The organism is Corynebacterium yudongzhengii, from assembly GCF_003065405.1.
Lineage (GTDB): Bacteria > Actinomycetota > Actinomycetes > Mycobacteriales > Mycobacteriaceae > Corynebacterium > Corynebacterium yudongzhengii.
Genome location: NZ_CP026947.1, coordinates 476,461 through 498,897 on the forward strand (window position 1 = coordinate 476,461; position 22,437 = coordinate 498,897).

The window sequence follows — 22,437 nt, forward strand, 5'->3', positions numbered from 1 at the left end:
TGATTTTTGGGTCTCGGGGTAGACCCTGATGTGGAGAGGAGGCCGGCGTGCGACGATAGGAGTCATGCCCAGTTCCTATTCTGTGCCGTCCGGCCCGGCGTATCCGACGCTCGTGCGCCCCGAGCGCGGCCGGGCGGTGGCTGGTGTCGCCGCCGGGGTGGCGTCCCAGTTGCGTATCGACGTGCTCTACGTGCGCCTGGCCTTCGTCGTCATGACAGTGTTTTCGGGTTTGGGCGCCTGGGCGTACGGGGGCTTGTGGATCTTCACCCACGCGCGTTCCGACGCCCCCGCCCCACCCTCGCGCCATAACCTGCCGCGGTCGGTGAACCTAGTGCTCGCCGGCGTCGCGGTCGCGACGGTGGTGGGTGGCTCCTGGGTGCTGACCACCCTGCCAGCGGCGGTGATCTTCGCGCTGGTCATGGCCGGTGTCGGCGGCTTTTTGGCGTGGATGGCCTACGACCGGGGTACCTCGAGTGCGAATGCGATTGTCTTCTTCGTCGTCGGCGCGGTGCTCGTGGTGGGTGGCCTGGGCCTATCGATCTGGTGGTGGGAGTCCGGCGGCATGGCCGGCACGCTCGCGGCGGTGCTGTTGACCCTGGCGGGCGTGGCGGTACTCGCCGGCCCAGCGGTGGTGCGGCTGTGGGAATCCGAGGCCGCCTCCCGGGCGCAGAAGGTCGCCGCCGAAGAGCGTGCCGATATCGCCTCCCGCCTCCACGACTCCGTCCTCCAGACCCTGGCGCTGATCCAAAAGCGTGCCGAGGACCCCGAAGAAGTCGCCCGCCTGGCCCGCCAGCAGGAGCGCGAGCTGCGCGGCTGGCTGTTCGCGCCGGAAGACGCCCACGCCGAGACCACCGTCTTCGCCGCGCTCAAGCGCGCCGGCGGGGAGGTCGAGGACATGTTCGGCCTGCGGGTCAGCTGCGTGACCGTCGGCGAGGACAAGGAGCTCAACGACGCCTCGAAGGCCGTCGTGCTCGCCGCCAGAGAGGCGATGGTCAACGCGGCGAAGCACGCCGGCGTGGACACCCTGGATGTCTATGGCGAGTACTTGGCGGGCGAGCTGGCGATCTTCGTGCGCGACCGCGGCTGCGGCTTCGAGCTGGAGGCGGTGGGCGAGGACCGTCACGGGATTCGCGATTCCATCCAGGCCCGCGTCGAGCGCGCCGGCGGCGCCGTGCAGATCTCGTCGACGCCGGGGGAGGGCACAGAAGTCGAGATCACGCTACCCTGACAGCCATGGTGAAAGTTTTTCTCGTGGACGACCACAGCGTGTTTCGCGCCGGGGTGCGCGCCGAGCTCGACGGGCTGGTGGAGGTCGTCGGCGACGCCGGCACGGTCGGCGACGCGATCGCGGGAATCACCGAGACCACCCCTGACGTCGTGCTTCTCGACGTCCACATGCCCGACGGCGGCGGCGTCGCCGTCCTGCAGGGCGCCCCGGGGCCACGGTATTTGGCACTGAGCGTCTCCGACGCCGCCGAAGACGTCATCGCCCTGATCCGCGCCGGGGCGCGCGGGTATGTGACCAAGAACATCGAAGGCCCCGAGCTTGCCGAAGCCATCGAACGCGTCCACAGCGGCGACGCGTTCTTCTCCCCGCGCCTGGCCGGCTTCGTGCTGGACGCGTTCGCTACAGGTGGAGTCGTCGAGGACCCCGCCGGGGAGCCGGAGAAGGTCGAAGACCCAGTCGTCGACGCCCTCACCCAACGCGAAATGGAAGTACTCAAGCTGCTGGCCCGTGGGTATACCTACCGGGAGATCGGCAAGAAGCTGTTCATCTCCATCAAGACGGTGGAAACGCACGCCTCGAACATCCTGCGCAAAACGCAGCAATCCAGCCGGCACCAGCTCACGCACTGGGCCTACCGGCACGGATTCGGGGGTTAGGTGGGTTGTCTCGCGCATGTTTGCGCGGGGCTGTGGGGGGCGCGGGGCTGAAACATCCTCTGGGATTCATGCAGCGGTAGTGCGTTCGCACGCCTGGTCGAAAGGAGCCTTATAGAAAGGAGCCTCGCGCGGTCGAAACGAGTAGTCCTTTCGGTGTGACTGTTTTCGACCAGCAATAACGCAATATGGTGCGTGACCGGACGGGTGTGCGGTTTTTGCCGACTGGTCGCCTCACCTGTCCCATCGGTCTCTCCTGTACGGCTTGTCGTCCGTCACGCCTATTCCTCCATACCACGCCCACGCCTGGTCGAAAGGAGCCTTATAGAAAGGAGCCTTGCGCGGTCGAAACGAGTAGTCCTTTCGGTGTGGCTGCTTTCGACCAGCGATAACGAACACGCCGCCCCTCAACCTAAACGCGCTACTCCAGCGCTTCGGCGTAGGCGAGTTTCCGACTGCCGTCGACATGCGGGTAGAGCAGAAACGCCAGTGCGAAGCCGACAAGTCCTACGAGTAGGCTGCCCCACAGCGGGAGCGAGAGCAATACGAGGAGCATTGCCGCCAGCCACCAGATCATCAGCGGGAAGATCTGGCCAATATTCGGGGCCATGGTCACGTTGTGTCGCTGGGCGTAGTCCCGCAGCCTCCTGCGGTAGGGGTGTATGAGCGTGCATGCAACCGCCGCCGCAGCAGAGATCACCGCGATGAGCACGGCCACCGGCAGCGCGATCAGCTCCGTCGCCGTGAGTATGGCCAGGGAAAGGCCCACCAATGCGGAGCCGGCCAGCCGGACCGCCACCGGCGTGGGGATGGGTGTGCGGCGGGCGCGGAAGTCTGTGAGCGCGGTGTTCATGCGGATAGACCTTAGCAGTTGACGTAAGTGTCGTCGGGGAGCATACTTTAACCCCATGAGGGGAACAACAGTTCGAAAGGATCTCTCCGGGTTAACACGCTTGGAGCAGATCGACGAGCTGCGCGCCCGCATGGCTGCTGTCACCGGAGAACCTGCGAAAGGCGCCGCCACCCCGGTGGAATCTCCCGCCGAATATGCCCTGGAGGTGGGCCTTCCTGCACCGTTGCCGCGACGGGGGATCACCGAGTGCAGTGAGTGCCCGGCCTTGGCCGTGGAGCTTATCCGTCAGGTTACCGCGGCGGGTGGGTACGTCGGGGTTATCGGGTGGGCGGATCTGTCGTTCGCGGCGGTCGAACACCTGGACCAAGTGATCACAATACCGGATCCGGGCAGTGACCCGCTGGGGATAGCTTCTATCCTCGTCGAGGGGTTGGATCTGGTCATTCTGCACTCCGCGGTGGAGATGAACCTCTCGCCGGTGCGGGTGCGCCCGCTCGCCGGCCGGCTGCGCCGGGGGCAGGCGGCACTCGTGCTCGTCGGCTGGAAGGCCCCCTCGCCGGCGCTGACTATCGACGCACACGTCTCCGCCTACCGCGGCATCGGGCGCGGCACGGGCCGGATCACGGGCTATGACATCGACGTCACCGTTGCCGATAAAACCCACCGCCAGCATGCCACGTACGGGGTGGGCCAGCGACCCAGGCTGCGGGCGGTGTAGAAGATGTCGCTCAGGATCGCTGCCCTGTGGTTCCCCGACTGGCCCGCCCAAGCCGCCCGCCTCGTCACCGAGAAGGTGGGCCCGCTGGCCGTCGTGGCCCGCCACCGGGTGCGGGTGTGTTCGCAGGGGGCTAGGGCGCTCGGCATCCGGCGGGGCATGAAGGTGCGCCAGGCGCAGGCACTGTGCCCGCAGCTGCACGTGATCGACAACGACCCGGAGCGAGACGCCCGCGTGTTCGTGCCCATCGCCGACGGTCTGGACGATGTCGTCGCCTCCATCGAGGTGATGCGCCCCGGGCTCATCGCGGTCGACGCCGGCAGCGCCGAACGCTTCCACGGCGAGCGCGCCGGCGAGATGCTTCTCGACGCCGCCGGCTACCGCGGCATCGACGTCTTCATCGGCGCCGCCGACGAGATCACCACCGCCGTTCTCGCCGCGCGCACCGGCACCATCGTGCGCCCCGGAGCCTCGCAGGATTTCCTCGCTCAGCTGCCCATCGGCCTGCTTGCCGCCGAAGAGGCCTTGGGCTGCGATGACGCCGTCGTCGATAGCCTCGCCCAGCTGGGCATCGACACCTTAGGCCAGCTCGCCGAGCTGCCGGCGAGTGCGGTGACCACCCGCTTCGGCGCCGCCGGGGCGAGGTGTCATGAGGTGGCGCGGGCGGGCGTCGATAAGCGCGTCGCCCCCGCCGAGAAACCCCCGGACCATAGTGTGACGCACGTGCCGGAGGAGGAGATCACGCGTGTCGACGAAGCCGCGTTCGTCGCCCGCCACCTCGCCGCGCGCCTGCATCGGCGCCTCGAGCAAGCCGCCCTCGCGTGCCACCGGCTGCGGGTGAGCGTCGAGCTTAGCGACGGCACCACGCTTAAGCGCATCTGGCGCACCCGGGAGGTGCTCACCGAGGCTGCGACCGCCGATCGGGTGCGTTGGCAGCTCGATGGCTGGCTGAGCGCCGGCGGGGCAGGCGCGATCCGGGAGCTGACCTTAAGCCCGCTCGAGGTCGCACCGCCTGCCGAAGAACAACTCTGGGGGCAAAGCCGTGGCAAGGAGATCGCGCACCGGGCGATTGAAAGGGCCCAGTCGAGCCTCGGCACGGACGCGGTATTGCAGCCGCGGGCCGTTGGCGGGCGCGGGGTGGCCGAACGCATCGAGCTCGTCCCCTTCGGTGAGGCCGTCGAAGACACCGAGGCAGCCGAATGGCCCGGAGCAATCCTTGCGCCGCTGCCCGCGCGCCTCGGCGGCGGCCCCCAGCACCCGGCTGCACGCATCCGGCTTATCGACGCCACCGCCTCCGACATCTACGTCACCGCCGAAGCACTGCTGAGCTCGGTGCCCTGCGGGCTCGGGTGGGGCCAGCACCGCTACCTCGTCGAGGCGTGGGCCGGGCCGTGGCCCGTGGCCGGGCGCTGGTGGGCGGGGGAGGAGCAGTTGGCGCGCCTGCAAGTCGTCGGCCGTGGTGAGGACGGGCAGCCGCGAGCGTGGCTACTGATGTGGGTGCGCGGGCGCTGGCGGGTGGAGGCGACCTACGCGTAGCGCGCGGCTATTGCACGAGGTCGATGACGAGGCGCTGCGGGTTATCGAGCACCTGCACCGAATAGGGCACCGGCGTGTTCAGCCCGATGACGAACTGGGAGCGCCCCTCAAAGGTGCCGAGGCTATAGACCTCAGTGACGTTCCCAGAGCCCGGGATCGTTCCCAGCTCGGGGTCTTCCTCACCGAGCTCGAAGGGGTAGACGGTGCCGTCGATGTTGACGTTGAGGGCGATATCCCCGGTAAAAGTCACACCCCGGCCCGAGCCCTGCTGGGAGGGGGCGTCGGTGTAGTCGATGAACCAGCCGGGCTCGCCTTCGCCGATGAGGTCGAAGACGACGCGGTCGAAACCAGCGTGCGAGCCGATGCGCACATCAGTGACCATGAGCTGCGAGGGCTCCGGCGGGCGCAGGGTCTTCATCTCCCGGTCGGCGTTATCGAAGGGGTCGATGCCTGCTTCCGCGGACGAGGAAGAGACCCCAGCCTCAATGGTCTCGGAGACGCCGGCGCCGGCCGAATCCTCGGCGACCGCGCAGGAAGGCAGACATAACGCCGTGGCGCCGACGAGAGCGGCGGCAATCCGGCGATGTCGTACCTCTCCTATGAAATCCATCGCCCCTAACCGTATAACGCCAACGCACCCTGAGGAAACTTGGACGAGTACTTCAAAAGCTTTTGTGAGGTGATTGTTACCTTTTGGGAGGGGGCGCGGGCTGCGCTTATGGTGCGTTTACGCGTTTCGAAGGCGGTGTTTCCTTGAGGGCTGATTTCGAGCAGCGATAGCGCGGCGTGCGAATGCGGGGACTCAGGTCTGGTGGCGGCCGGCTTTATGGAATTTCGTGTCGTTCGAACACAAATGCTTGAAGGAAGAACCTTGTAGGACGCGCCCTTCAAGCATCTTCCTTTAAGGGTTTGTGCAGCAGCAACGCGGGCCGCGCAGAAAAGCGGGCCTGCGGAATGTCAAGCGCCCTACCGGTTATGCAGCGGTAGCGCTCTCGCGCGCCTGGTCGAAAGGAGGAGCCCCTAAACGAGTCCCACGCGGTCGAAACCAGCACTCCTTTAGGGGTGACTGTTTTCGACCAGCGCTATCGCATCATGGAATTACGGCGAAGCAAGCGCGCTCCCTCACCGGCGGATCGCACCACCCGCCCCATCAGCCCCAACAGTGAGCTCGCACGGTCGGCTAGGCGCAGTCCTGCCATGCCGCGCTCACGCTGGTCGAAAGGAGGGACCCCTAAACGAGTCCCACGCGGTCGAAACCAGCACTCCTTTAGGGGTGACTGTTTTCGACCAGCGCTATCGCAACATGGGGCACGCAAACGTCCAGCCCCAGCAGCCCCAGCAGCCCCAGGCCCCAAGCGCAGAGCAGCGCCTACCGCCGCATGACCTTCTTGGAGAGCCAGTTGCCGATGAACTGCGCGATCTGGACGATCACGACGATCACCAGCACCGCGGCGTAGGTCGCCTCGAGGTCGAAGGCGCGGTAGCCGTAGACGATCGCGAAGTCGCCGAGGCCGCCGGCGCCGATGTAGCCGGCCATGGCGGACATGTCGACGATGGCGATGAACAGGAAGGTGTAGCCCAGAATCAGCGGGCCCAGGGCCTCCGGGATGATCACCGTGCGGATGATCTGCCACGGGGTAGCCCCCATGGAGCGGGCGGCTTCGATCTTGCCGGGGTCGATGGCCACGAGGTTCTGCTCGACGATGCGGGCCACCGCGAAGGTCGCGGCGATGACCATGACGAAGATCGCCGCGCTGCGCCCGATCGTCGTGCCGACCACCAGGATCGTAATCGGCGCCACCATCGCGATGAGGATGATGAACGGGATCGGCCGGATGAAGTTCACCAGCACGTTGAGGATCCAGTAGATGGGGCGGTTGCGCAGGATGCCGGAGTCCCGGGTGGTGTAGAGCAGCACGCCGACGATGAGTCCGAACACGCCGGAGAGCGCCAGGGTCACGGTGACCATGACGAGGGTGTCGACGATCGCCTCCAGGAACGACGGGCCGAGCCGGCCCCAGTCAGCTGCCAGGATCATTGCGTCGGTCATCGGGAGAGCTCCTCAATCTCGGTGCGGGTGGCCATGTCCTTGTGGAAGCGGTCGATGGCGGCGTCGTCGCCGTTGAGCTGGACGGTGACTTTGCCGAAGGACTGTTCCTGCAGGGTGGTGATGCCACCGTGGACGACGTTGATGCTCACTCCGGCGTCACGCAAGGGGGCGATGGCGTCGAAGAAGCCGGATTCCTCGGTGAGGTTGACGGTGAAGAAGCGCCCCGGCTTGGCGAGCAGCTCCTGGGTCTCTACCGCATCGGGGGTGTTGCGCAGGCTCGTGGCGACGAAGCGTTGCGCCACCGCGGTCTGCGGGTGGGAGAAGACCTCGTAGACGGTGCCGTATTCGACGACGCGGCCGTTTTCCATGACGGCGACCTTGTCGGCGATGGAGCGCACCACCTCCATCTCGTGGGTGATCACGACGATCGTGATGCCGAGCTCCTCATTGACCTTGCGCAAAAGCGCTAGCACCTCTTGGGTGGTTTCTGGGTCGAGGGCGGAGGTGGCTTCGTCGGCAAGCAAAAGCCGCGGCTCGCGGGCCAAGGCGCGGGCGATGCCCACGCGCTGCTTCTGGCCACCGGAGAGCTGCTCGGGGTAGCTCTTGCCGCGCTCGGCGAGACCGACGAACTTTAAGAGCTCCTCGACGCGCTCTTTGCGGTTCTTCACTCCGGAAATCTGCAGCGGGTATTCGATGTTGCCGGCCGCGGAGCGCGAGTCGAAGAGGTTGAACTGCTGGAAGATCATGCCGATCTCCCGGCGGATGGCGCGCAGCTGCTTTTCTGACTTGCCGACGACGTCGGTGCCGTCGAGAAGCAACTCGCCGCCGGTGGCGGAATCCAGGCCGTTGATAAGCCGCACCAGGGTGGACTTGCCAGCGCCCGAGTAGCCGATGACGCCCAAGATTTCGCCGGGCTCGACGGTTAAGGTGACGTTGTCGACGGCGCGGACGTCGCCGAAGTCCTTCGTGACTCCGCGGAACTCGATGCGCGTGCCGGCCACTACTGAGCCTCAGACTCGAGTCGGTCGAGGATCTCCTGGAGCTCCTCCTGGGAGCGGTCGACGGGCACGGCGGTGCCGCCGGAGGACTCGAGCACGGCCTCCTCGACGGCCGGGTCCTTCCACAGCTCAGCCAGGCGGTGGATCTCCTCGTTGTCCGCGTTATCCGGTGTGGTCACCCAGACGTTGATGTAGGGCTCGGCCTCCTCGTTGGACGGGTCATCCTGGAAGATGGCCTCCTTAGGGTCGATGCCGGCGCGCTCGAGGAAGGAGTTGTTGATGACGGCCGGGTTGCCCTCCTGGTAGACGGCGGCGGTCTGGGCGGCGTCGACCGGGGTGACGGTGACGTCGGAGGCCTCTTCGTCGATATCCGCCGGGGTCGGGTTGATGAGGCCGTCTTCGCGCAGGGTGACCAGGCCGGCCTGGACGAGGACGTTGATGGCGCGGCCCTGGTTGGTGGAGTCGTTCGGGATGGCGATCTCTTCGCCCTCGATGCCGTCGAGCGAGTCATGGCCCTGCCAGAACAGTGCCAGCGGGTAGATCTCGGTGGCGGAGATCGGGGTCAGATCGGCGTTCGAGCCGACGTTGTACTCGGAGAGGAACTGCAGGTGCTGGAACTTGTTGACGTCGATCTGGTCCTGCGCCAGGGCGTCGTTCGGGGTGTTGTAGTCGGAGAAGTCGACGATCTCGATGTCGATGCCCTCTTCCTCGGCAAGATCCGCGAAGACATCCCACTCGCGCATGTTGGTATCGGTGCTGCCGATGCGGATCGGGCCGCCTTCGCCGGGCTCTCCGCCGCCGTCGGCACCGCAGGCGACGAGGGTGGTGGCGCTCAGGGAAACGGCAGCCAGGCCGCCGATGATCTTCTGAAACTTCATGAATGAGTCACCTTTCTGGAGTCGGTGGTTATAACACGCCACCTGCCGAAGCGGTGAGGCACGCGGGAAGGGAGCGCTGAATCTCCTGCCAGAAACTAGCACCCGTTGTACCGCTTAGTCTAGTTGGCGCAACCCTTGCGTGCGAAAAAGCGTTCGATTATGGTGTGGGGCGTGAGATTTAACGGGGGAGTACCACTGAACTGGTCCCGCTTTGAGTGCATCCTCGCCGGGCGGTCAGGGCCTACACCTATACCTGCCAGTACACCTGAGCGTACCCACGGCCCGGCGGGTGTCTCGCGGCCCTTCGCGGAGCTGCACGCCGTGTCCAACTACAGTTTTCTCGGCGGCGCCAGCTCCCCGCGGGAACTTGTCTACCGCGCTCATGAGCTGGGGATTCGGGCGCTCGGCTTGGTGGATCGGGATGGCTTTTACGGGGCGGTGCAGTTCGCGGAGGCGGCTGCGGAAATTAGCATGCCCACCGTGTTCGGCGCGGAGTTAAGCCTCGATCACAGGGTGTTGACGGTGCTCGCCCGCGGCCCGGAAGGCTACCGGCGGCTTTCTCGCCTCATCGCCGAGGCCGCGATGGCCGGCGGGCAGAAAGGTAGTGTCTCGTATCCGGAATTAGAACAGGTGGCCGAGCGACTCAAAAACCATTGCGTGGTGCTCGCTGACCCCTCCTGGGTGGCCGATATTCCCCGCCTGACCACCTGTTTCGGAGTGGACCAGGTGGTTCGTGAATACCCGGTGACCATGCAGCCGAGTGATGCCGATGATCACGTGCTCCTCGATCACTACAACAACCTCCGGGCCATCGCCTCGGCCCGCCCGGCCGCCGCCACCCGCCACCACGCCCGGCTGGCCGGCGCCAAACGCGCGCTGTCCCAGCGCCGCAGCCTCGCCGATCACTACGGCTTCTCCCACCCCATGGGCGCACCCTGGCTCCGCAGCGGCGACCAGCTCGCGCGGATGCTGCCGGGGCGAGAGAAGCTTATCGACGACACCCTAACGCTCGCCGAGGAATGCGCCTTCACCCTCGACCTCGTCGCGCCCCGCCTGCCCGATTTCCCGGTTCCGGAAGGGCACACGGAGATGAGCTACTTGCGCGCTGAGACGTGGCGGCGGGCGCAGCATCGCTACGCCCATCACCCAGAGGCAGTCCGCGATAAAGCCCGCAGCCAGATCGAACACGAGCTGAGCGTGATCGAGCAGCTCAACTTCCCCGGCTATTTCCTCATCGTCTGCGATCTGGTCGATTTCTGCGCTCGCGCGAACATCCTATGCCAGGGCCGGGGATCGGCGGCGAACTCCGCGGTGTGCTTCTCGCTGGGGATCACCAACGCCGAACCTATCGGCGCCGGCCTGCTGTTCGAGCGTTTCCTCTCCCCGGAGCGTGACGGGCCGCCGGATATTGATATCGACATTGAATCCGGCCGGCGCGAGGAAGTCATCCAGTACGTCTACGCCACCCACGGGCGCGAGCGTGCCGCCCAGGTCGCGAACGTGATTACCTACCGTCGCAAAGGGGCACTGCGCGATGCCACCCGGGCGCTGGGCTATCCGCGCGGGGTGGAAGACGCCTGGTCGAAAGGGTTGAGCGCCCCGCCCCAGGACGTCGCCGAGCTCGCCGCCCAGTTCGAACGCCACCCGCGTCATCTCGGGATCCACTCCGGGGGCATGGTCATCTGTGATCGGCCTATCGCCGATGTCGTGCCCACCGAATGGGCCCGGATGGAGGGCCGTTCCGTCATCCAATGGGACAAGGACGACGCGGCGTCGGCCGGGCTGGTGAAGTTCGACCTGCTGGGCCTCGGCATGCTCGAGGCGCTTCACCACATGATTGACCTAGTGGCGGAGGCCGGTGTGCAGGTCAACCTCTGGGAGCTCGACCTCGCCGATGACAAGGTCTACGACATGCTCAGCCGCGCCGACGCCGTCGGCGTCTTCCAGGTGGAATCCCGCGCCCAGCTGGCCACCCTGCCTAGGCTGCGGCCGCGGGAGTTCTTCGACCTCGTCGTCGAAGTCGCCCTCATCAGACCCGGCCCGATCCAGGGCGGTTCCGTGCACCCGTATATCCGCCGCCGCAACGGCGAGGAACCTGTCACCTACGATCACCCGGTGTTAAAGAAAGCGTTGGCGAAAACCCTGGGGATCCCGCTGTTTCAGGAACAGCTCATGCAGATCGCGGTCGATGCCGCCGGCTTCAGCGGCGCGGAGGCCGATTCGTTGCGCCGGGCGATGGGCTCGAAGCGCTCCGTCGAGAAGATGGAGGCACTGCATGCCCGTTTCACTGAGGGGCTGAAAGAGACCAACAACATTACCGGCGAGGTCGCCGAGGTCCTCTGGAACAAGATCGTCGCCTTCGCCGCCTACGGTTTCCCCGAATCGCATGCGCAGTCTTTCGCCTCGCTGGTGTATTTTTCCGCCTGGTTCAAATGCCACTACCCGGCGCAGTTCTGCGTCGGGCTTCTGCGGGCCCAGCCGATGGGTTTTTATTCCCCGCAGTCGCTCATCCAGGACGCCCGCCGCCACGGCATCACCATCCTGCCGGTTTGCGTCAACCACTCCGGTGCGCAAGCCCGGGTCGTCGACGGCGCGATCCGCATCGGGCTCAACCTCATCAAAGGACTCGGGCAGAAGGCGGCCGAAAGGATCGAGGCGCACGCCCCCTATGACTCCGTGGCGGATGTGGCCCGGCGAGCGGAGCTTAGCGTCGCGCAGGCCGAGGCGCTCGCGCGCGCCGGGGCGCTCGATATCTTTGGGCTCACCCGCCGGCAGGCGCAGTGGCAGGCCGGGGTGGCCGCCACCGAGAAACACGGCATGCTGCCGGGGATGTCGGCGATCTCCGCCCCGGCGCTGCCGGGCATGAACTCCTTCGAGATGATGGTCGCCGACATCGCCTCGACCGGGGTGAGCCATGACCGCCAGCCCATGGCAATGCTGCGCTCCCAACTTGCCGCCGCCGGGGTGTGCACGGCCGCGGAGCTTAGCACCGTGGAAGACGGCACGCGGGTACGCGTCGCCGGGGTAATCACCCACCGCCAGCGCCCCCAGACCGCCTCCGGGCTGACGTTTTTGGGGCTGGAAGATGAGACCGGGCTGATCAACGCGATGATCTCCGTCGGGCTCTGGGCGCGCCAAAAGAGGTTGGCGCGCACCGCGAAGGCGCTCATCATCCGCGGCCAAGTCCAGAACGCCTCGGGCGCGGTCACGCTCGTGGCGGATCGCCTCGAAGACATCGACGTCGGGCAGTGGCTCTCACGCGGTGCGCGGGACTTTCGCTGAGACTCTCACCGAGCGCCAGTGGTGCACCACGAGCACCACGGCGAAGATCAGCCCGTAGATCACCGCCATCGTGGCGGAGGTGGCCACGTTCAACACGAGCGCGAAGAAGAACCCACTCGTAGCCGCCACGGCGGCGATCACCAGGGTCCAGATCGTCAGCGGCGCCAGCCGGGTACAGAAGACCTGCGCCGTCGCCGCTGGGGCGATCACCAGCGCGATGACCAAGAGGGCGCCGGCGGCATAGAACGCCGCTGTCACCGTCAGCGCCACGATGAGCATGTACACGCCGTGGATCAGGCCCCGCCGAATCCCCAGCACGCTCGCCCCGTCCGGGTCGAAGGTGGAGATCACCAGCTGAGGCCACAACGCCGCCAACACCACGACGTTGAACAGCAACACCGCCAGCATGATGTAGAGATACGTCGGCCCGAGATCGAGGCCGCCGATCACCAGCCGGTCGAAGGCCACCAGGTTCAAATCCCCGACCAACACGGTGTGGGTATCCAGATGCAGCGAGGCGAACTCGCTGGAGACGATGATGACGCCCACGGCGAAAAGCGCGGGAAACACCAGCCCCAAGGGAGCGTCGCCAGCCACTAACCCGGTGTTTTTCAGCCACTCCGTACCCACGACCACGACCAGCCCCGCGATGGTCGCGCCGAGGAGCAAAAGAGGCGATTGCAGATCGCGGGTAAAGAAATAGCCGAGCACGATGCCGGGGAAGACGGCGTGGCCGAGGCCGTCGATAAGCATGGACTGCTGGCGCAGCACCACGAAAATCCCGGACAGCGCGCTGGTCAGGGCGGTGGCTAAGGCGACTACCCAGACACTGAGGAGGAACATGCCGCCTCCTTTCTCACACCGCGCCGCTGCCGGCGCGCCCGCGGCGAAAGTGTTAGCGAGACCACCATGAGCACGGCCAAAACGATGACGATGATCGGACCGGTGGGCAAAGGCCCGTAGGCCAAGGAGAGATAGGAGCCCACGAGCGAGGCCACCAGCCCGACTACCCCGGAGAGCAGCGCCATCGATGACGGCCTTCCGGTCCACTGGCGGGCGATGACCGGAGGGGTGATCACGAAGGCGACCATCAAGACCAGCCCCACGGTTTTGACGCCAATGACGGTGGCGACCACGATCGACGCGGTGAGCAGAAGATCGAGCACACCTGCCCGAAAGCCCAAAAGGCGCGACTGATCGGGGTCGAAGGTGTGCAGGATGAGTTCCTTAAACACCACCACGACCACCGCGAGCACCACGGCGGAGATCAGCAGCGAGATGTGCAGATCCGAGCGGGTGATCGAGGCGGCGTTGCCGAACAGGTAGTCCTGGATGCCGCCTTTGTCCGGATAAGGGTTTTGGGAAATGTGCTGCATAAGCACCATGCCGAAGCCGAACGTGGTGGATAAGACGATGGCCATGGCGGCGTCGTGGCGCACGGTGGTTAGCCGGGAGATCCACCGGGTGAGATACACCGCTGCGGTGCCCACGATAACCGCGCCCAGAAGAAGGCCCGCGAGGTGGCGCAGCGGCAGGCCGGCGGCGCTTAATGCGAGGAAGGCGATCATGGTGCCGGGCAGGGCGGCGTGGGAGATGACGTCGGCAAGCATCGCTTGGCGACGCAAATACGTAAACACCCCCAACGTTCCCGCGGTGGCGCCGATTATGGCGCTGGTCGCGGTGGTCATGAGGTAGGTGTGGTTGGTCACCATCTGCGCGAATTGTTCCCAGAGGGTCATGCTAGGAAAACTCCGGAAGGTCGTAGGCGTAGGCGAGGGTCGATTGATCGAGGACGTTGCGCCCGGCGGCGACGAGCTCACCCTGTTTGAGCACCACGGCGTAGTCGCACAGCTCGCGCACGGTGCCGAGGTCGTGGTGGACGATCAGGATGGTGGTGTCTCTAAGCTGGCGCAAGACGTCGATAATTGCGGCCTCACTGGCGAGATCGATGCCGGCGAAAGGCTCGTCGAGCACCAGCATCCGGGGTTCCTGCACGAGCGCGCGGGCCAGAAACACCCGCTGGCGCTGCCCGCCCGAGAGCTGCCCGATCTGCCGGTGGGCGAGATCCTCGACCCCGGTCATCTCCATGGCTTTAATAGCTTCTCGACGCTCCCGCCGCCCCGGTCGCCGAAACCACCCCAGGCGGCCGTAGGTGCCCATGAGCACCACGTCGGCGACGGTGACTGGGAAGTCGAGGTCCACCGCGGAAGACTGCGGCATGTACCCCACGAGCCCGCCGGAGGCTAAGACCTCGCGCTGGGGCTGGTCGAAAAACGAGACCGTGCCGCTGTGCGGGGTGAGTCCGAGTATGGCTTTGGCGAAGGTCGATTTGCCGCTGCCGTTGGGCCCGATGAGCCCGGTGATGCTGCCTTCGGGGACCGTGCAGCTGATCTCCTTCAGTGCGCGCGTGGTGCCGTAGGTGACGCTGAGGTCGGTGACAGCCAGCGCGACACTCACCGGTTGAGCTCCTCCGAGATCACGGTGGCGTTGTGCAGCAGCGCGCCGATGTGCGTATCGACGGGCGCCTCCGGGCCCAGCGTGTCCGCGAAGAGTTCCTCATCCGAGATGCGCACGTCGTGTCCGCGCGCGGCGATGGCTTCCTTGAGGGCGGTCACGGCCTGCGGGTTGGCCTGGTTGTCCTGGAAGATGACCGGCACCTCGCGCTCGGCGATGAAGTCGGCGAGCTCGGAAAGCTCGGTGGCCGAGAGGCTGGCCTCGGTGGAGATCACGTCGGTGGCGTGGACCTCGAGGTCGAAGGACTCGCCGAAGTAGTTGAACGCGTCGTGGCCGGTGACCAACACGCGCGGCGCGTCGAGGTCGTTGAGGTGCTCTGCGGCCTCGGCGGCGGCGTCGGCGAATTCCTTCTGGTAGGCCTCGGCGTTGTCCTCGTATTCCTCGGCGTTGTCGGGGTCGATCTCGCGGAGGTGGTCGGCGACGACGTCGATAACCACCGACCACGCCTCCGAAGAGTTCCAGATGTGCGGGTCGTAGTAGTCGTCCTCGCCGGGCAGAAGCATCTCTTCGGGCAGCTCTTCGCCGACGGCCACCTGGCTCTCGCCGAGGGAGGAGAGCTGGTCGGTCATCTGCGCCTCGAGGTTGAGGCCGTTCCACAGCACGGCGTCGGAGTCGCGCAGCTTCTGGATATCGGGGGTGGTCGGCTGGTAGGTGTGCGGATCCCCGCCGGGGCCGACCATGGTGGTGATCTCCGCCTCCGGGGCGATATGCGCCGCGGTATCAGCGAGGTAGCCGGTGGTGGCGTAGATGGTCAGCGGGCCCTCGCCGCCGCCTGATTCCGCCTCCGTCGAGCAGGCCGCAAGGCCCAGCCCCGCCGCCGGGATGACCACCAGAGCCACGGGCAGGTGAACTCGTTTCATTTTTCTCCCTTACATAGAAGTTCAAGTAGATGAACTAAAATCTAGCACAGCGTGAAATGGCGGGATAGTTCACCCGGCTAGGATGGGAGACTATGCACGTCAATGACCTGCCCGAGATCACGCAGGACTACCTCAAAGTCATCTGGAACATCGTCGAAACCACCGGCGAACCCGCCGCCGCGGGCAAGATCTCCCAGGCCACGGGGCAGAAGAAGTCGACCACCTCGGAGGCGCTCAAAAGGCTCGCCGAGCAAGGCCTGGTCAACCACGAGCCCTATACCGGCATTACCCTGACCGACCTCGGCGATCAGCTCGCCGCCGCGATGGTCTGGCGCCACCGCCTCATCGAGGTCTTCCTCGTCGAAGTCCTCGGCTACCGCTGGGACGAGGTCCACGACGACGCCGAAATCCTCGAGCACTCCGTCACCGACCGCTTCATGGAGCGCCTCGACGCCCATCTAGGTCACCCCGCCCGCGACCCCCACGGCGATCCCATCCCGCGCAGCGACAACCCCGGCGAGCCGCTGTCGCACATTACCCTCGCGGAGGCGGAGGGCGAGACCGTCGTCGAGCAAGTCGACGACCGCGACCCCGAGCTCCTGCGCTACCTCGCCGATCACCACATCGCGCCGGGCACCACCGTGCGCGTCGATAAGGTGGTGGCAGGCTTGGCGACGGTCACCGTCATCGCCGGTGGCGCCAACCGCACGGTCACCCTAGCCGAGGCCGTGCTCTCCGACATCCGTGTGCACCCCACCCCAAGGTGTTAGAAAAGAGCCATGAACCGCGTCTCGCCGAAACTGACGACCGCCCGCTACCTCGCAACTTTGCCCTGGATCCTCATCCTCGCAGTCGCCGCGGTGATCGCCGGAATCGTGTGGGGTAAGTGGTGGTGGTTGGCCACCGCGGCCGTCGCGATCCTCTTCGTCTGGCTGCTGTGGCTGATCCCCACGCAGGTTAAAAGGATCGGCTGGCGAGAAACCGACGATGAGCTACTCATCGAAAAAGGCAAGATCTTCCACAGCCTCACCGTCGTGCCCTACGGGCGCATCCAGTTCGTCGACGTCTCCTCCGGGCCGGTCGAACGCAAGCTGGGCTTAAAGACCATCGAGCTGCACACCGCCTCGAGCTCCTCGGATGCCACGGTGCCGGGACTGCCCGCCGATACCGCCGACGAGCTGCGCGCCCGCCTGGCCGACAAGGCCCGCGAGAGGATGAGCGGACTGTGACCGATACTGATACTGATATTTCCTATCGTCCCGTTCACCGCCTGACGCCGCTACTGAAACTCTGGACACTCATCGTGGCGCTCATCGCCGCGGTCCTGCTCAACCTCAACGCCGGCGCGCTGGCCTCCATCGGGGCGTTCATGCGCGGCGACAACGCGCTGATGCCCATCCTCATCGCCGTCGGCGGGCTGGTGGGACTGAGCGTGCTGGTCTGGCTCGTCTCCTATATCTGGTGGCGCGCCATGGGCTACCGCCTCGACGAGGAGAAGGTCGCCTACCGCCAGGGCGTGATCTCGAAACGCGAGCGCACCGCCCGCTACGACCGCATCGAGGCCGTCGACGTCGTCGAGCCATTCATCGCCCGCCTCTTCCGCGTCGCGGCCGTGCGCGTCGAGACCGCCGGCGGCAAGGGCTCGGTCATCGAGATCGCCTACCTCAACCGCGCCGAGGCCTCCCAGCTGCGCTCTGAGATCCTCGCCCACCGCCGCGGCACCCCGGCCGAGACCCCGGGAGAGACCCAGGACGAACAACCCGAGCGCACCGAGGCCGTCGTCGACGAGATCCCGATCGGGCGTTCGCTGGCCGCCTCCGCGCTGAGCTCAGCCACGCCCGCGGCCGTGATCGTGCTCGGCATCGTGGCGTTGACCCCGATTCCTTTCGCCACCATCATCCCGATTCTCATCGGTGTCGTCCCCGCGATCTGGAAAATCATCGACCGCTCGTGGCGCTTCCGCGCCCACCTCGTCGACGACGGCGAGACCCTCGACCTCAACTATGGGCTCGCCTCGCGGCGCCGCCAGACCGTGCCGCTCCAGCGCATCCACGCGGTGAGCATCCACCAGCCGGTTCTCTGGCGCCTGACCGGCTGGTGGCAGGTGCAGGTCTCCGTCGCCGGTTATGGCGCCTCGCCGGAGAGTTCCAACTCGGGGTCGACGACGATTCTGCCCGTCGGAACCCGGGAGCAAGCCGTGCACCTCGCCGCGATCGTCGGCCCGCTGAGCCGTCAAGAGATCGAGACCGCCGCCCGGCCCGAAGGGCACACCCAGCCCACGTTCACCTCCCCGAAGCGCGCGTTCTGGGTCAGCCCGATCGATCGCGACCAGCAAAGCGTGACGTTTCTCGACGACACCGCCATCACCCACCGCGGACGCCTGGCGCGCACCGTGAACTTCATCGCCATGTCCCACATCCAGGAGCTCACCTTCCGCCGCGGGCTGTTGAACCACCTGTGCAACCTGGCCGATGTGCGTTTCGATCTCGTCGCCGGGCCCGTTAGGATGGCCGGCCGGGACTTAAGCGTCGACGACGGCTACGAGCTTCTGGGCCGGCTGCGCCAGCGCTCCCTGCCTAAGATGCAGCCGGTGGAGGCGGAGCTCTAGCCGCTGAGCGGGGTGCCTACACCCCGCCTTCAAACCCCATCTGCCGCCACGCCTCGAAGGTGGCCACCGCGGCGGAGTTCGCCAGGTTCATCGAGCGGCGCGCCGGTTTCATGGGGATGCGCAGCTGGTCGCTGATGCGCGGGTGGGCGAGGTGCTCGTCGGGAAGCCCCGTGGGCTCGGTGCCGAAGAGCAGGGCATCGCCGTCCTCATAGGCGACGTCCGTGTAGAAACGGCTGGCCCCAGTGGTAAACGCGAAGACCCGGGAGCCGGGAAGCGAGGCTAGGCAGGTGTCCAAATCCGGGTGAATGACCAGATCGGCGAGGTCGTGGTAGTCGAGGCCCGCGCGGCGGAGGTGCTTGTCTTCGAAGTTGAACCCCAGCGGTTCGACGAGGTGGAGGCGCGCGCCGGTGACCGCGGCGAGGCGGATGGCGTTGCCGGTATTCGAAGCGATGACGGGGTTATCGAAGATGACGTGCAGACTCGGCATGCCCGTCAGTCTAGGATGGTAGCCGTGACTGCGAAGAAACTGGACGGAAAACTGTACCGCGACGAGATCTTTGCTGACCTCAAAAAGCGCGTCGACGCACTGCGCGAGAAGGGCGTGACGCCCGGTCTGGCGACGGTGCTCGTCGGCGATGACCCCGCGTCGCACTCCTATGTGAAGATGAAGCACCGTGACTGCGAGCAGCTCGGCATCAACTCGATCCGCAAGGATCTGCCGGGCGATATCTCCCAGGACGAGCTCATCGCCACCATCGAGGAGCTCAACCAGGACGAGGCCTGCACCGGCTACATCGTGCAGCTGCCGCTGCCGAAGCACATCGACGAAAACGCCGTGCTCGCCGCCATCGACCCGGACAAGGATGCGGATGGGCTGCACCCTGTGAACCTCGGCAAGCTGGTGTTGAACGAGCCCGCCCCGCTACCGTGCACCCCGAACGGCGCGATCCACCTGCTCAAGCGTTTCGACGTCGACCTCAACGGCGCCAAGGTCGTGGTCATCGGCCGCGGCGTCACGGTCGGCCGTCCCATCGGGCTGATGCTGACGCGCCGCTCCGACAACGCCACCGCCGTGCTCTGCCACACGGGCACGAAGGACCTGGCGGCGGAGACCCGCACCGCGGATGTCATCATCGCCGCCGCCGGCAAGCCGCACATGCTCACCGCGGATATGGTCCGCGAGGGCGCCGCGGTGCTGGACGTGGGGGTCTCGCGTGTCGACGGTAAGCTCACCGGCGACGTCCACCCCGACGTCTGGGAGGTCGCCGGGGCCGTGTCCCCGAACCCGGGTGGCGTGGGCCCGCTGACGCGTGCGTTCCTCGTGCGTAACGTCGTCGAGCGCGCGGAGCTTAAGGCTTAATAGCCGAGGCCCAGAAACCGCACAGAGTATGCCTGAGCTATCCCTGGATAACCCCCACGACATAGGCAACCCCGCCTCGCGCCTGCCCCGCTGGCTGCAGCTCGCCGGCCTGGTGGCTTTTCTGGCGCTGATCGCGGCGTTTTTCGGGTGGATGCTCACCGAGCACTGGCGCCGAGCCACCTTCGCCCTCGGCGTGGCGATGGTCTGGCTCGGCGTTCTGCGCCTGACCTGCGATTCCCGCATCCTGGGGATCTTCGCGGTGCGCTCGGTGAAATTCGACGTCGCATTTTGCTTCGCGGTCGGCGGGCTCATGGCGGCCGCCGCCGCGAGCGTCGACGCCCTCGGCAGCTAGATGTTCCACACCCCTTCGGGGTCGTGGCCGAAGCCGTCGGTGGGTTCGGCGCCGTCGTTGGCCTTGTTGATGAACATCCGCAAAATGCGATCCATCTGCCGCGTCTCCGTGAGAAAGGCGTCGTGGCCGACCGGCGAGACCAGCTTGCGCAGCCCCATGAGCTGGCCGATGTTACGCGAGAGGTGCTCCTGCTGGTGGAAGGGGTAGAGGATGTCGGTATCGACGCCCACCAGCATCGTCGGCACGGTGGAGGAGTACAGCGCCTTGTTGAGCCCGCTGCGCCCGCGCCCGACGTCGTGGCGGTTCAACGCCTCGGTGAGGGTGACGTACGAGCCGGCGTCGAAACGCTCCACTAGCTTGCGGCCCTGGTAGTCGAGGTAGGAGTTGACGGCGAAGCGTTGATCGGGGCGTCGAAAAGCGCCGAGCGGGTTTTCGCCCTGCTGGGCGATGGTGCCGAAGCGCTCGTCGATCTCCATCTCCCCGCGGTAGGTCAGATGCGCGATGCGCCGCGCCGCCGAGAGCCCTTCGCGGGGGCCGTCGCAGATGTCGTAGTAGTCGCCGCCGTGCCAGTCGGGGTCTCGGGTGATGGCGGAGATCTGCGCGGTCTGGATGCCGATCTGCCAGCCGGAAGCCCGCGCGGAGACCGCGATGATACAGGCGGCATCCACGAACGTCGGATACATCAGCGTCCACTCGAGCGCGCGGGCGCCGCCCATTGAGCCGCCGATAACCGCGTGGACATGGTAGATCCCGAGCTGCTCGAGCAGACGCCGCTCCGCCTCCACGAGGTCGCGGATGGATAGGGCGGGAAAGCGCGAGCCCCAGGCGCGGCCGTCGGGATGCACACTCGAGGGTCCGGTGGAGCCGCCGCACCCGCCCAAGGCGTTGGTGCAGATGACGCAGAAGCGGTCGGTATCCAGCGCGAGGCCGGGCCCGATGAGCCCGGGCCACCATTCGGTGACGTCGGTATCGCCGGTGAGCGCGTGCTCGACGAGGATCACGTTGTTGTCGTACGCGTTGCCGCGGAATTCTCCGTGGCGGCGGTAGCTGATCTCGGCTCCGGTGACGGTGGCGCCGGCGATCGTCGTGAAGTCTCCGATGGAGGTGATCGCCAGGTCTCCGGCGGGGGCGAGGTCGACCATGAAGATACCTCCGGTTTAAATGGCGGCGAAGCCGCGCTCGAGGTCGGCGATGATATCGTCGATGTTTTCGATACCGACGGACAGCCGCACCGTGGCCTGGGAGATGCCGGCGCGGGCGAGGCCGTGCTCGTCGGACTGCGAGTGCGTCGTGGTCGCCGGGTGGACGACGAGCGAGCGCACATCGCCGACGTTCGCGAGGTTCGAGTGCAGCTTCAGCGCGTCGATGAACTTCCAGGCGGTGCTGCGATCGTTCGGATCCCCGGCGACGTCGAAGGTCAAGACACTGCCGGTGTGCCGCAGGCCGAGCTTCTCCTTCGTGGCGTGCCACGGCGAGGACTCCAGGCCGGCGTAGTTGACCTTCGCCACCTTGTCGTGGTTGTGCAAAAACTCGGCGACCTTCGCGGCGTTCTCATTGTGCTTCTCGACGCGCAGGCTCAACGTATCCAGCCCCTGCAGCGCGACCCACGCGTTGAAGGGGTACAGCGCGGCACCAGTGTCACGCAGCCAGCCAGCGCGGGCCTTCAGGGCGAAGGCGGCCTCGCCGAGGTCGGCGTACTTCAGGCCGTGGTAGGCGGGGTCCGGGGTGACGAAGTAGGGGAAGACCGGCTCGCCGTTGCGCTCGACGGTCCAGTCGAAGTGGCCGCCGTCGACGATCACGCCGCCGAGCCCGGAGCCGTTGCCGGTGTAGAACTTGGTCAGGGAGTTGACGACGATATCCGCTCCCAACTCCAGCGGGCGTACTACCGCGGCGGTGGCGATGGTGTTATCGACGATCAGCGGCACCTTCGCCTCGTGCGCCACCTCGGCGACGGCCGGGATGTCGAGCACATCGGCCTGCGGGTTGCCGAAGGTTTCGCCGAAGAACGCCTTCGTGTTGTCCTGCACGGCGTCGCGCCAGGACTGCGGGTCGTCGGGGTTGTCGACGAACGTGACGTCGATACCCAGCTTCGGCAGCGTGTACTGCAGAAGCGTCTCCGTGCCGCCGTAGAGGCGCGGGGAGGTCACGATGTGATCGCCCGCCGAGGCCAGCGTGGCAATCGCCGCGTGCTCCGCCGCCATGCCGGAGGAAAACGCGACGGCCCCGACACCGCCTTCGAGGGAGGCGAGGCGGTTTTCGAGGGCCTCCGTCGTCGGGTTGGTAATGCGGGTGTAAATCGGGCCCGGATCCGAGAGGTTGAAGCGGTTAAAGCCGTGCTCGGCGTCGTTGAAAACGTAGGAGGTGGTCAGATGGATCGGCTGGTTGCGGGAACCGGTCTGCTCATCGACCTGCTGGCCGGCGTGGATGGAACGGGTCTCGAAGGCCCACTCGGCGGCATTCGAGTTGTCATACTTAGGCATCGTTGCTCCCTCGTCTCGTGGATCGAATTGGCCTCCACTGTAGATTCGCTTGCCGACGATCCGTTATCCG

General features: G+C 66.3%; 22 protein-coding genes. 10 read left to right on the plus strand and 12 right to left on the minus strand.

The window, feature by feature from the left end; translation table 11 throughout:
• The first annotated feature begins 64 nt into the window (after window positions 1-64).
• Both C3B44_RS02265 and C3B44_RS02270 read left to right on the plus strand, forming a co-directional pair.
• Entirely contained in the window at window positions 65-1,228 is a 1,164-nt protein-coding gene (locus C3B44_RS02265; protein WP_108430938.1) for an ATP-binding protein, read from the plus strand.
• Between the two features lie 5 nt (window positions 1,229-1,233).
• Window positions 1,234-1,884 carry a LuxR C-terminal-related transcriptional regulator gene (locus C3B44_RS02270; RefSeq protein ID WP_108430939.1) on the plus strand — a complete coding sequence of 217 codons (651 nt, stop codon included), beginning with the start codon at window positions 1,234-1,236 and terminating at the stop codon, window positions 1,882-1,884.
• A gap of 418 nt (window positions 1,885-2,302) precedes the next feature.
• On the opposite strand, the gene C3B44_RS02275 is transcribed toward C3B44_RS02270, so the two are convergent.
• Window positions 2,303-2,734: a hypothetical protein gene (locus tag C3B44_RS02275; protein WP_108430940.1), complete on the minus strand. Its 432-nt coding sequence runs from the start codon at window positions 2,732-2,734 to the stop codon at window positions 2,303-2,305.
• Window positions 2,735-2,834: 100 nt separating this feature from the next.
• Between C3B44_RS02275 and C3B44_RS02280 the strand changes: the two genes are divergently transcribed.
• Together C3B44_RS02280 and C3B44_RS02285 are read left to right on the plus strand one after the other, a co-directional pair.
• Window positions 2,835-3,452, plus strand: a complete 618-nt coding sequence (locus C3B44_RS02280) for a hypothetical protein (protein ID WP_242979245.1) — start codon at window positions 2,835-2,837, stop codon at window positions 3,450-3,452.
• A 3-nt stretch (window positions 3,453-3,455) separates the two neighbouring features.
• Window positions 3,456-4,985 carry a DNA polymerase Y family protein gene (locus tag C3B44_RS02285; protein WP_108430942.1) on the plus strand — a complete coding sequence of 510 codons (1,530 nt, stop codon included), beginning with the start codon at window positions 3,456-3,458 and terminating at the stop codon, window positions 4,983-4,985.
• A gap of 7 nt (window positions 4,986-4,992) precedes the next feature.
• Here the strand turns inward: C3B44_RS02285 and C3B44_RS02290 are convergent, their stop codons facing one another.
• The 4 genes from C3B44_RS02290 to C3B44_RS02305 form a co-directional block, all read right to left on the minus strand.
• Window positions 4,993-5,595: an AMIN-like domain-containing (lipo)protein gene (locus tag C3B44_RS02290; RefSeq protein WP_108430943.1), complete on the minus strand. Its 603-nt coding sequence runs from the start codon at window positions 5,593-5,595 to the stop codon at window positions 4,993-4,995.
• Window positions 5,596-6,354: 759 nt separating this feature from the next.
• Complete coding sequence (locus C3B44_RS02295; RefSeq protein WP_108430944.1) at window positions 6,355-7,035, minus strand: methionine ABC transporter permease; 681 nt, start codon at window positions 7,033-7,035, stop codon at window positions 6,355-6,357.
• Window positions 7,032-8,036, minus strand: coding sequence for a methionine ABC transporter ATP-binding protein (locus C3B44_RS02300; protein ID WP_108430945.1), 1,005 nt, complete (start codon window positions 8,034-8,036; stop codon window positions 7,032-7,034). The genes C3B44_RS02295 and C3B44_RS02300 overlap by 4 nt, the downstream gene beginning before the upstream one ends.
• Entirely contained in the window at window positions 8,036-8,911 is an 876-nt protein-coding gene (locus tag C3B44_RS02305; protein ID WP_108430946.1) for a MetQ/NlpA family ABC transporter substrate-binding protein, read from the minus strand. Before C3B44_RS02305 ends, C3B44_RS02300 begins: the two co-directional genes overlap by 1 nt.
• 159 nt (window positions 8,912-9,070) lie before the next feature.
• Here C3B44_RS02305 and C3B44_RS02310 point away from each other — a divergent pair, with 159 nt between their 5' ends.
• Window positions 9,071-12,193: an error-prone DNA polymerase gene (locus C3B44_RS02310; protein WP_108430947.1), complete on the plus strand. Its 3,123-nt coding sequence runs from the start codon at window positions 9,071-9,073 to the stop codon at window positions 12,191-12,193.
• On the opposite strand, the gene C3B44_RS02315 is transcribed toward C3B44_RS02310, so the two are convergent.
• From C3B44_RS02315 to C3B44_RS02330, 4 genes are read right to left on the minus strand one after another with little or no spacing between them, the layout of a single operon-like run.
• The gene (locus C3B44_RS02315) at window positions 12,167-13,036 is read right to left on the minus strand and encodes a metal ABC transporter permease (protein WP_108430948.1); all 870 of its coding nucleotides are present in this window, start codon (window positions 13,034-13,036) and stop codon (window positions 12,167-12,169) included. The genes C3B44_RS02310 and C3B44_RS02315 overlap by 27 nt on opposite strands.
• Window positions 13,012-13,932: a metal ABC transporter permease gene (locus tag C3B44_RS02320; RefSeq protein ID WP_108430949.1), complete on the minus strand. Its 921-nt coding sequence runs from the start codon at window positions 13,930-13,932 to the stop codon at window positions 13,012-13,014. The genes C3B44_RS02315 and C3B44_RS02320 overlap by 25 nt, the downstream gene beginning before the upstream one ends.
• A 1-nt stretch (window position 13,933) precedes the next feature.
• Window positions 13,934-14,650 carry a metal ABC transporter ATP-binding protein gene (locus tag C3B44_RS02325; protein WP_108430950.1) on the minus strand — a complete coding sequence of 239 codons (717 nt, stop codon included), beginning with the start codon at window positions 14,648-14,650 and terminating at the stop codon, window positions 13,934-13,936.
• On the minus strand, window positions 14,647-15,567 hold the full coding sequence (locus C3B44_RS02330; RefSeq protein ID WP_108430951.1) for a metal ABC transporter substrate-binding protein: 921 nt from the start codon (window positions 15,565-15,567) through the stop codon (window positions 14,647-14,649). The genes C3B44_RS02325 and C3B44_RS02330 overlap by 4 nt, the downstream gene beginning before the upstream one ends.
• Before the next feature lie 92 nt (window positions 15,568-15,659).
• Here C3B44_RS02330 and C3B44_RS02335 point away from each other — a divergent pair, with 92 nt between their 5' ends.
• The 3 genes from C3B44_RS02335 to C3B44_RS02345 are packed head-to-tail and all read left to right on the plus strand — an operon-like array spanning window position 15,660 to window position 18,175.
• Window positions 15,660-16,337 (plus strand): metal-dependent transcriptional regulator, encoded by a 678-nt coding sequence (locus C3B44_RS02335; RefSeq protein WP_108430952.1) that lies wholly within the window; start codon window positions 15,660-15,662, stop codon window positions 16,335-16,337.
• A 9-nt stretch (window positions 16,338-16,346) separates the two neighbouring features.
• Window positions 16,347-16,796: a PH domain-containing protein gene (locus C3B44_RS02340; protein ID WP_108430953.1), complete on the plus strand. Its 450-nt coding sequence runs from the start codon at window positions 16,347-16,349 to the stop codon at window positions 16,794-16,796.
• Window positions 16,793-18,175 (plus strand): PH domain-containing protein, encoded by a 1,383-nt coding sequence (locus C3B44_RS02345; RefSeq protein WP_235840427.1) that lies wholly within the window; start codon window positions 16,793-16,795, stop codon window positions 18,173-18,175. Before C3B44_RS02340 ends, C3B44_RS02345 begins: the two co-directional genes overlap by 4 nt.
• 16 nt (window positions 18,176-18,191) lie before the next feature.
• Here the strand turns inward: C3B44_RS02345 and C3B44_RS02350 are convergent, their stop codons facing one another.
• A complete protein-coding gene (locus C3B44_RS02350) occupies window positions 18,192-18,662 on the minus strand; it encodes a tRNA (cytidine(34)-2'-O)-methyltransferase (RefSeq protein ID WP_108430954.1) in 471 nt (156 codons plus the stop codon).
• A gap of 24 nt (window positions 18,663-18,686) precedes the next feature.
• Here C3B44_RS02350 and C3B44_RS02355 point away from each other — a divergent pair, with 24 nt between their 5' ends.
• Together C3B44_RS02355 and C3B44_RS02360 are read left to right on the plus strand one after the other, a co-directional pair.
• On the plus strand, window positions 18,687-19,535 hold the full coding sequence (locus C3B44_RS02355) for a bifunctional methylenetetrahydrofolate dehydrogenase/methenyltetrahydrofolate cyclohydrolase (RefSeq protein ID WP_108430955.1): 849 nt from the start codon (window positions 18,687-18,689) through the stop codon (window positions 19,533-19,535).
• 28 nt (window positions 19,536-19,563) lie between these two features.
• A complete protein-coding gene (locus tag C3B44_RS02360) occupies window positions 19,564-19,887 on the plus strand; it encodes a DUF3017 domain-containing protein (RefSeq protein WP_108430956.1) in 324 nt (107 codons plus the stop codon).
• Here the strand turns inward: C3B44_RS02360 and metX are convergent.
• Both metX and C3B44_RS02370 read right to left on the minus strand, forming a co-directional pair.
• Entirely contained in the window at window positions 19,884-21,029 is a 1,146-nt protein-coding gene (gene metX, locus C3B44_RS02365; RefSeq protein ID WP_199222414.1) for a homoserine O-acetyltransferase MetX, read from the minus strand. The genes C3B44_RS02360 and metX overlap by 4 nt on opposite strands.
• A 15-nt stretch (window positions 21,030-21,044) precedes the next feature.
• Entirely contained in the window at window positions 21,045-22,367 is a 1,323-nt protein-coding gene (locus C3B44_RS02370) for an O-acetylhomoserine/O-acetylserine sulfhydrylase (RefSeq protein WP_108430957.1), read from the minus strand.
• Between the last annotated feature and the right edge of the window lie 70 nt (window positions 22,368-22,437).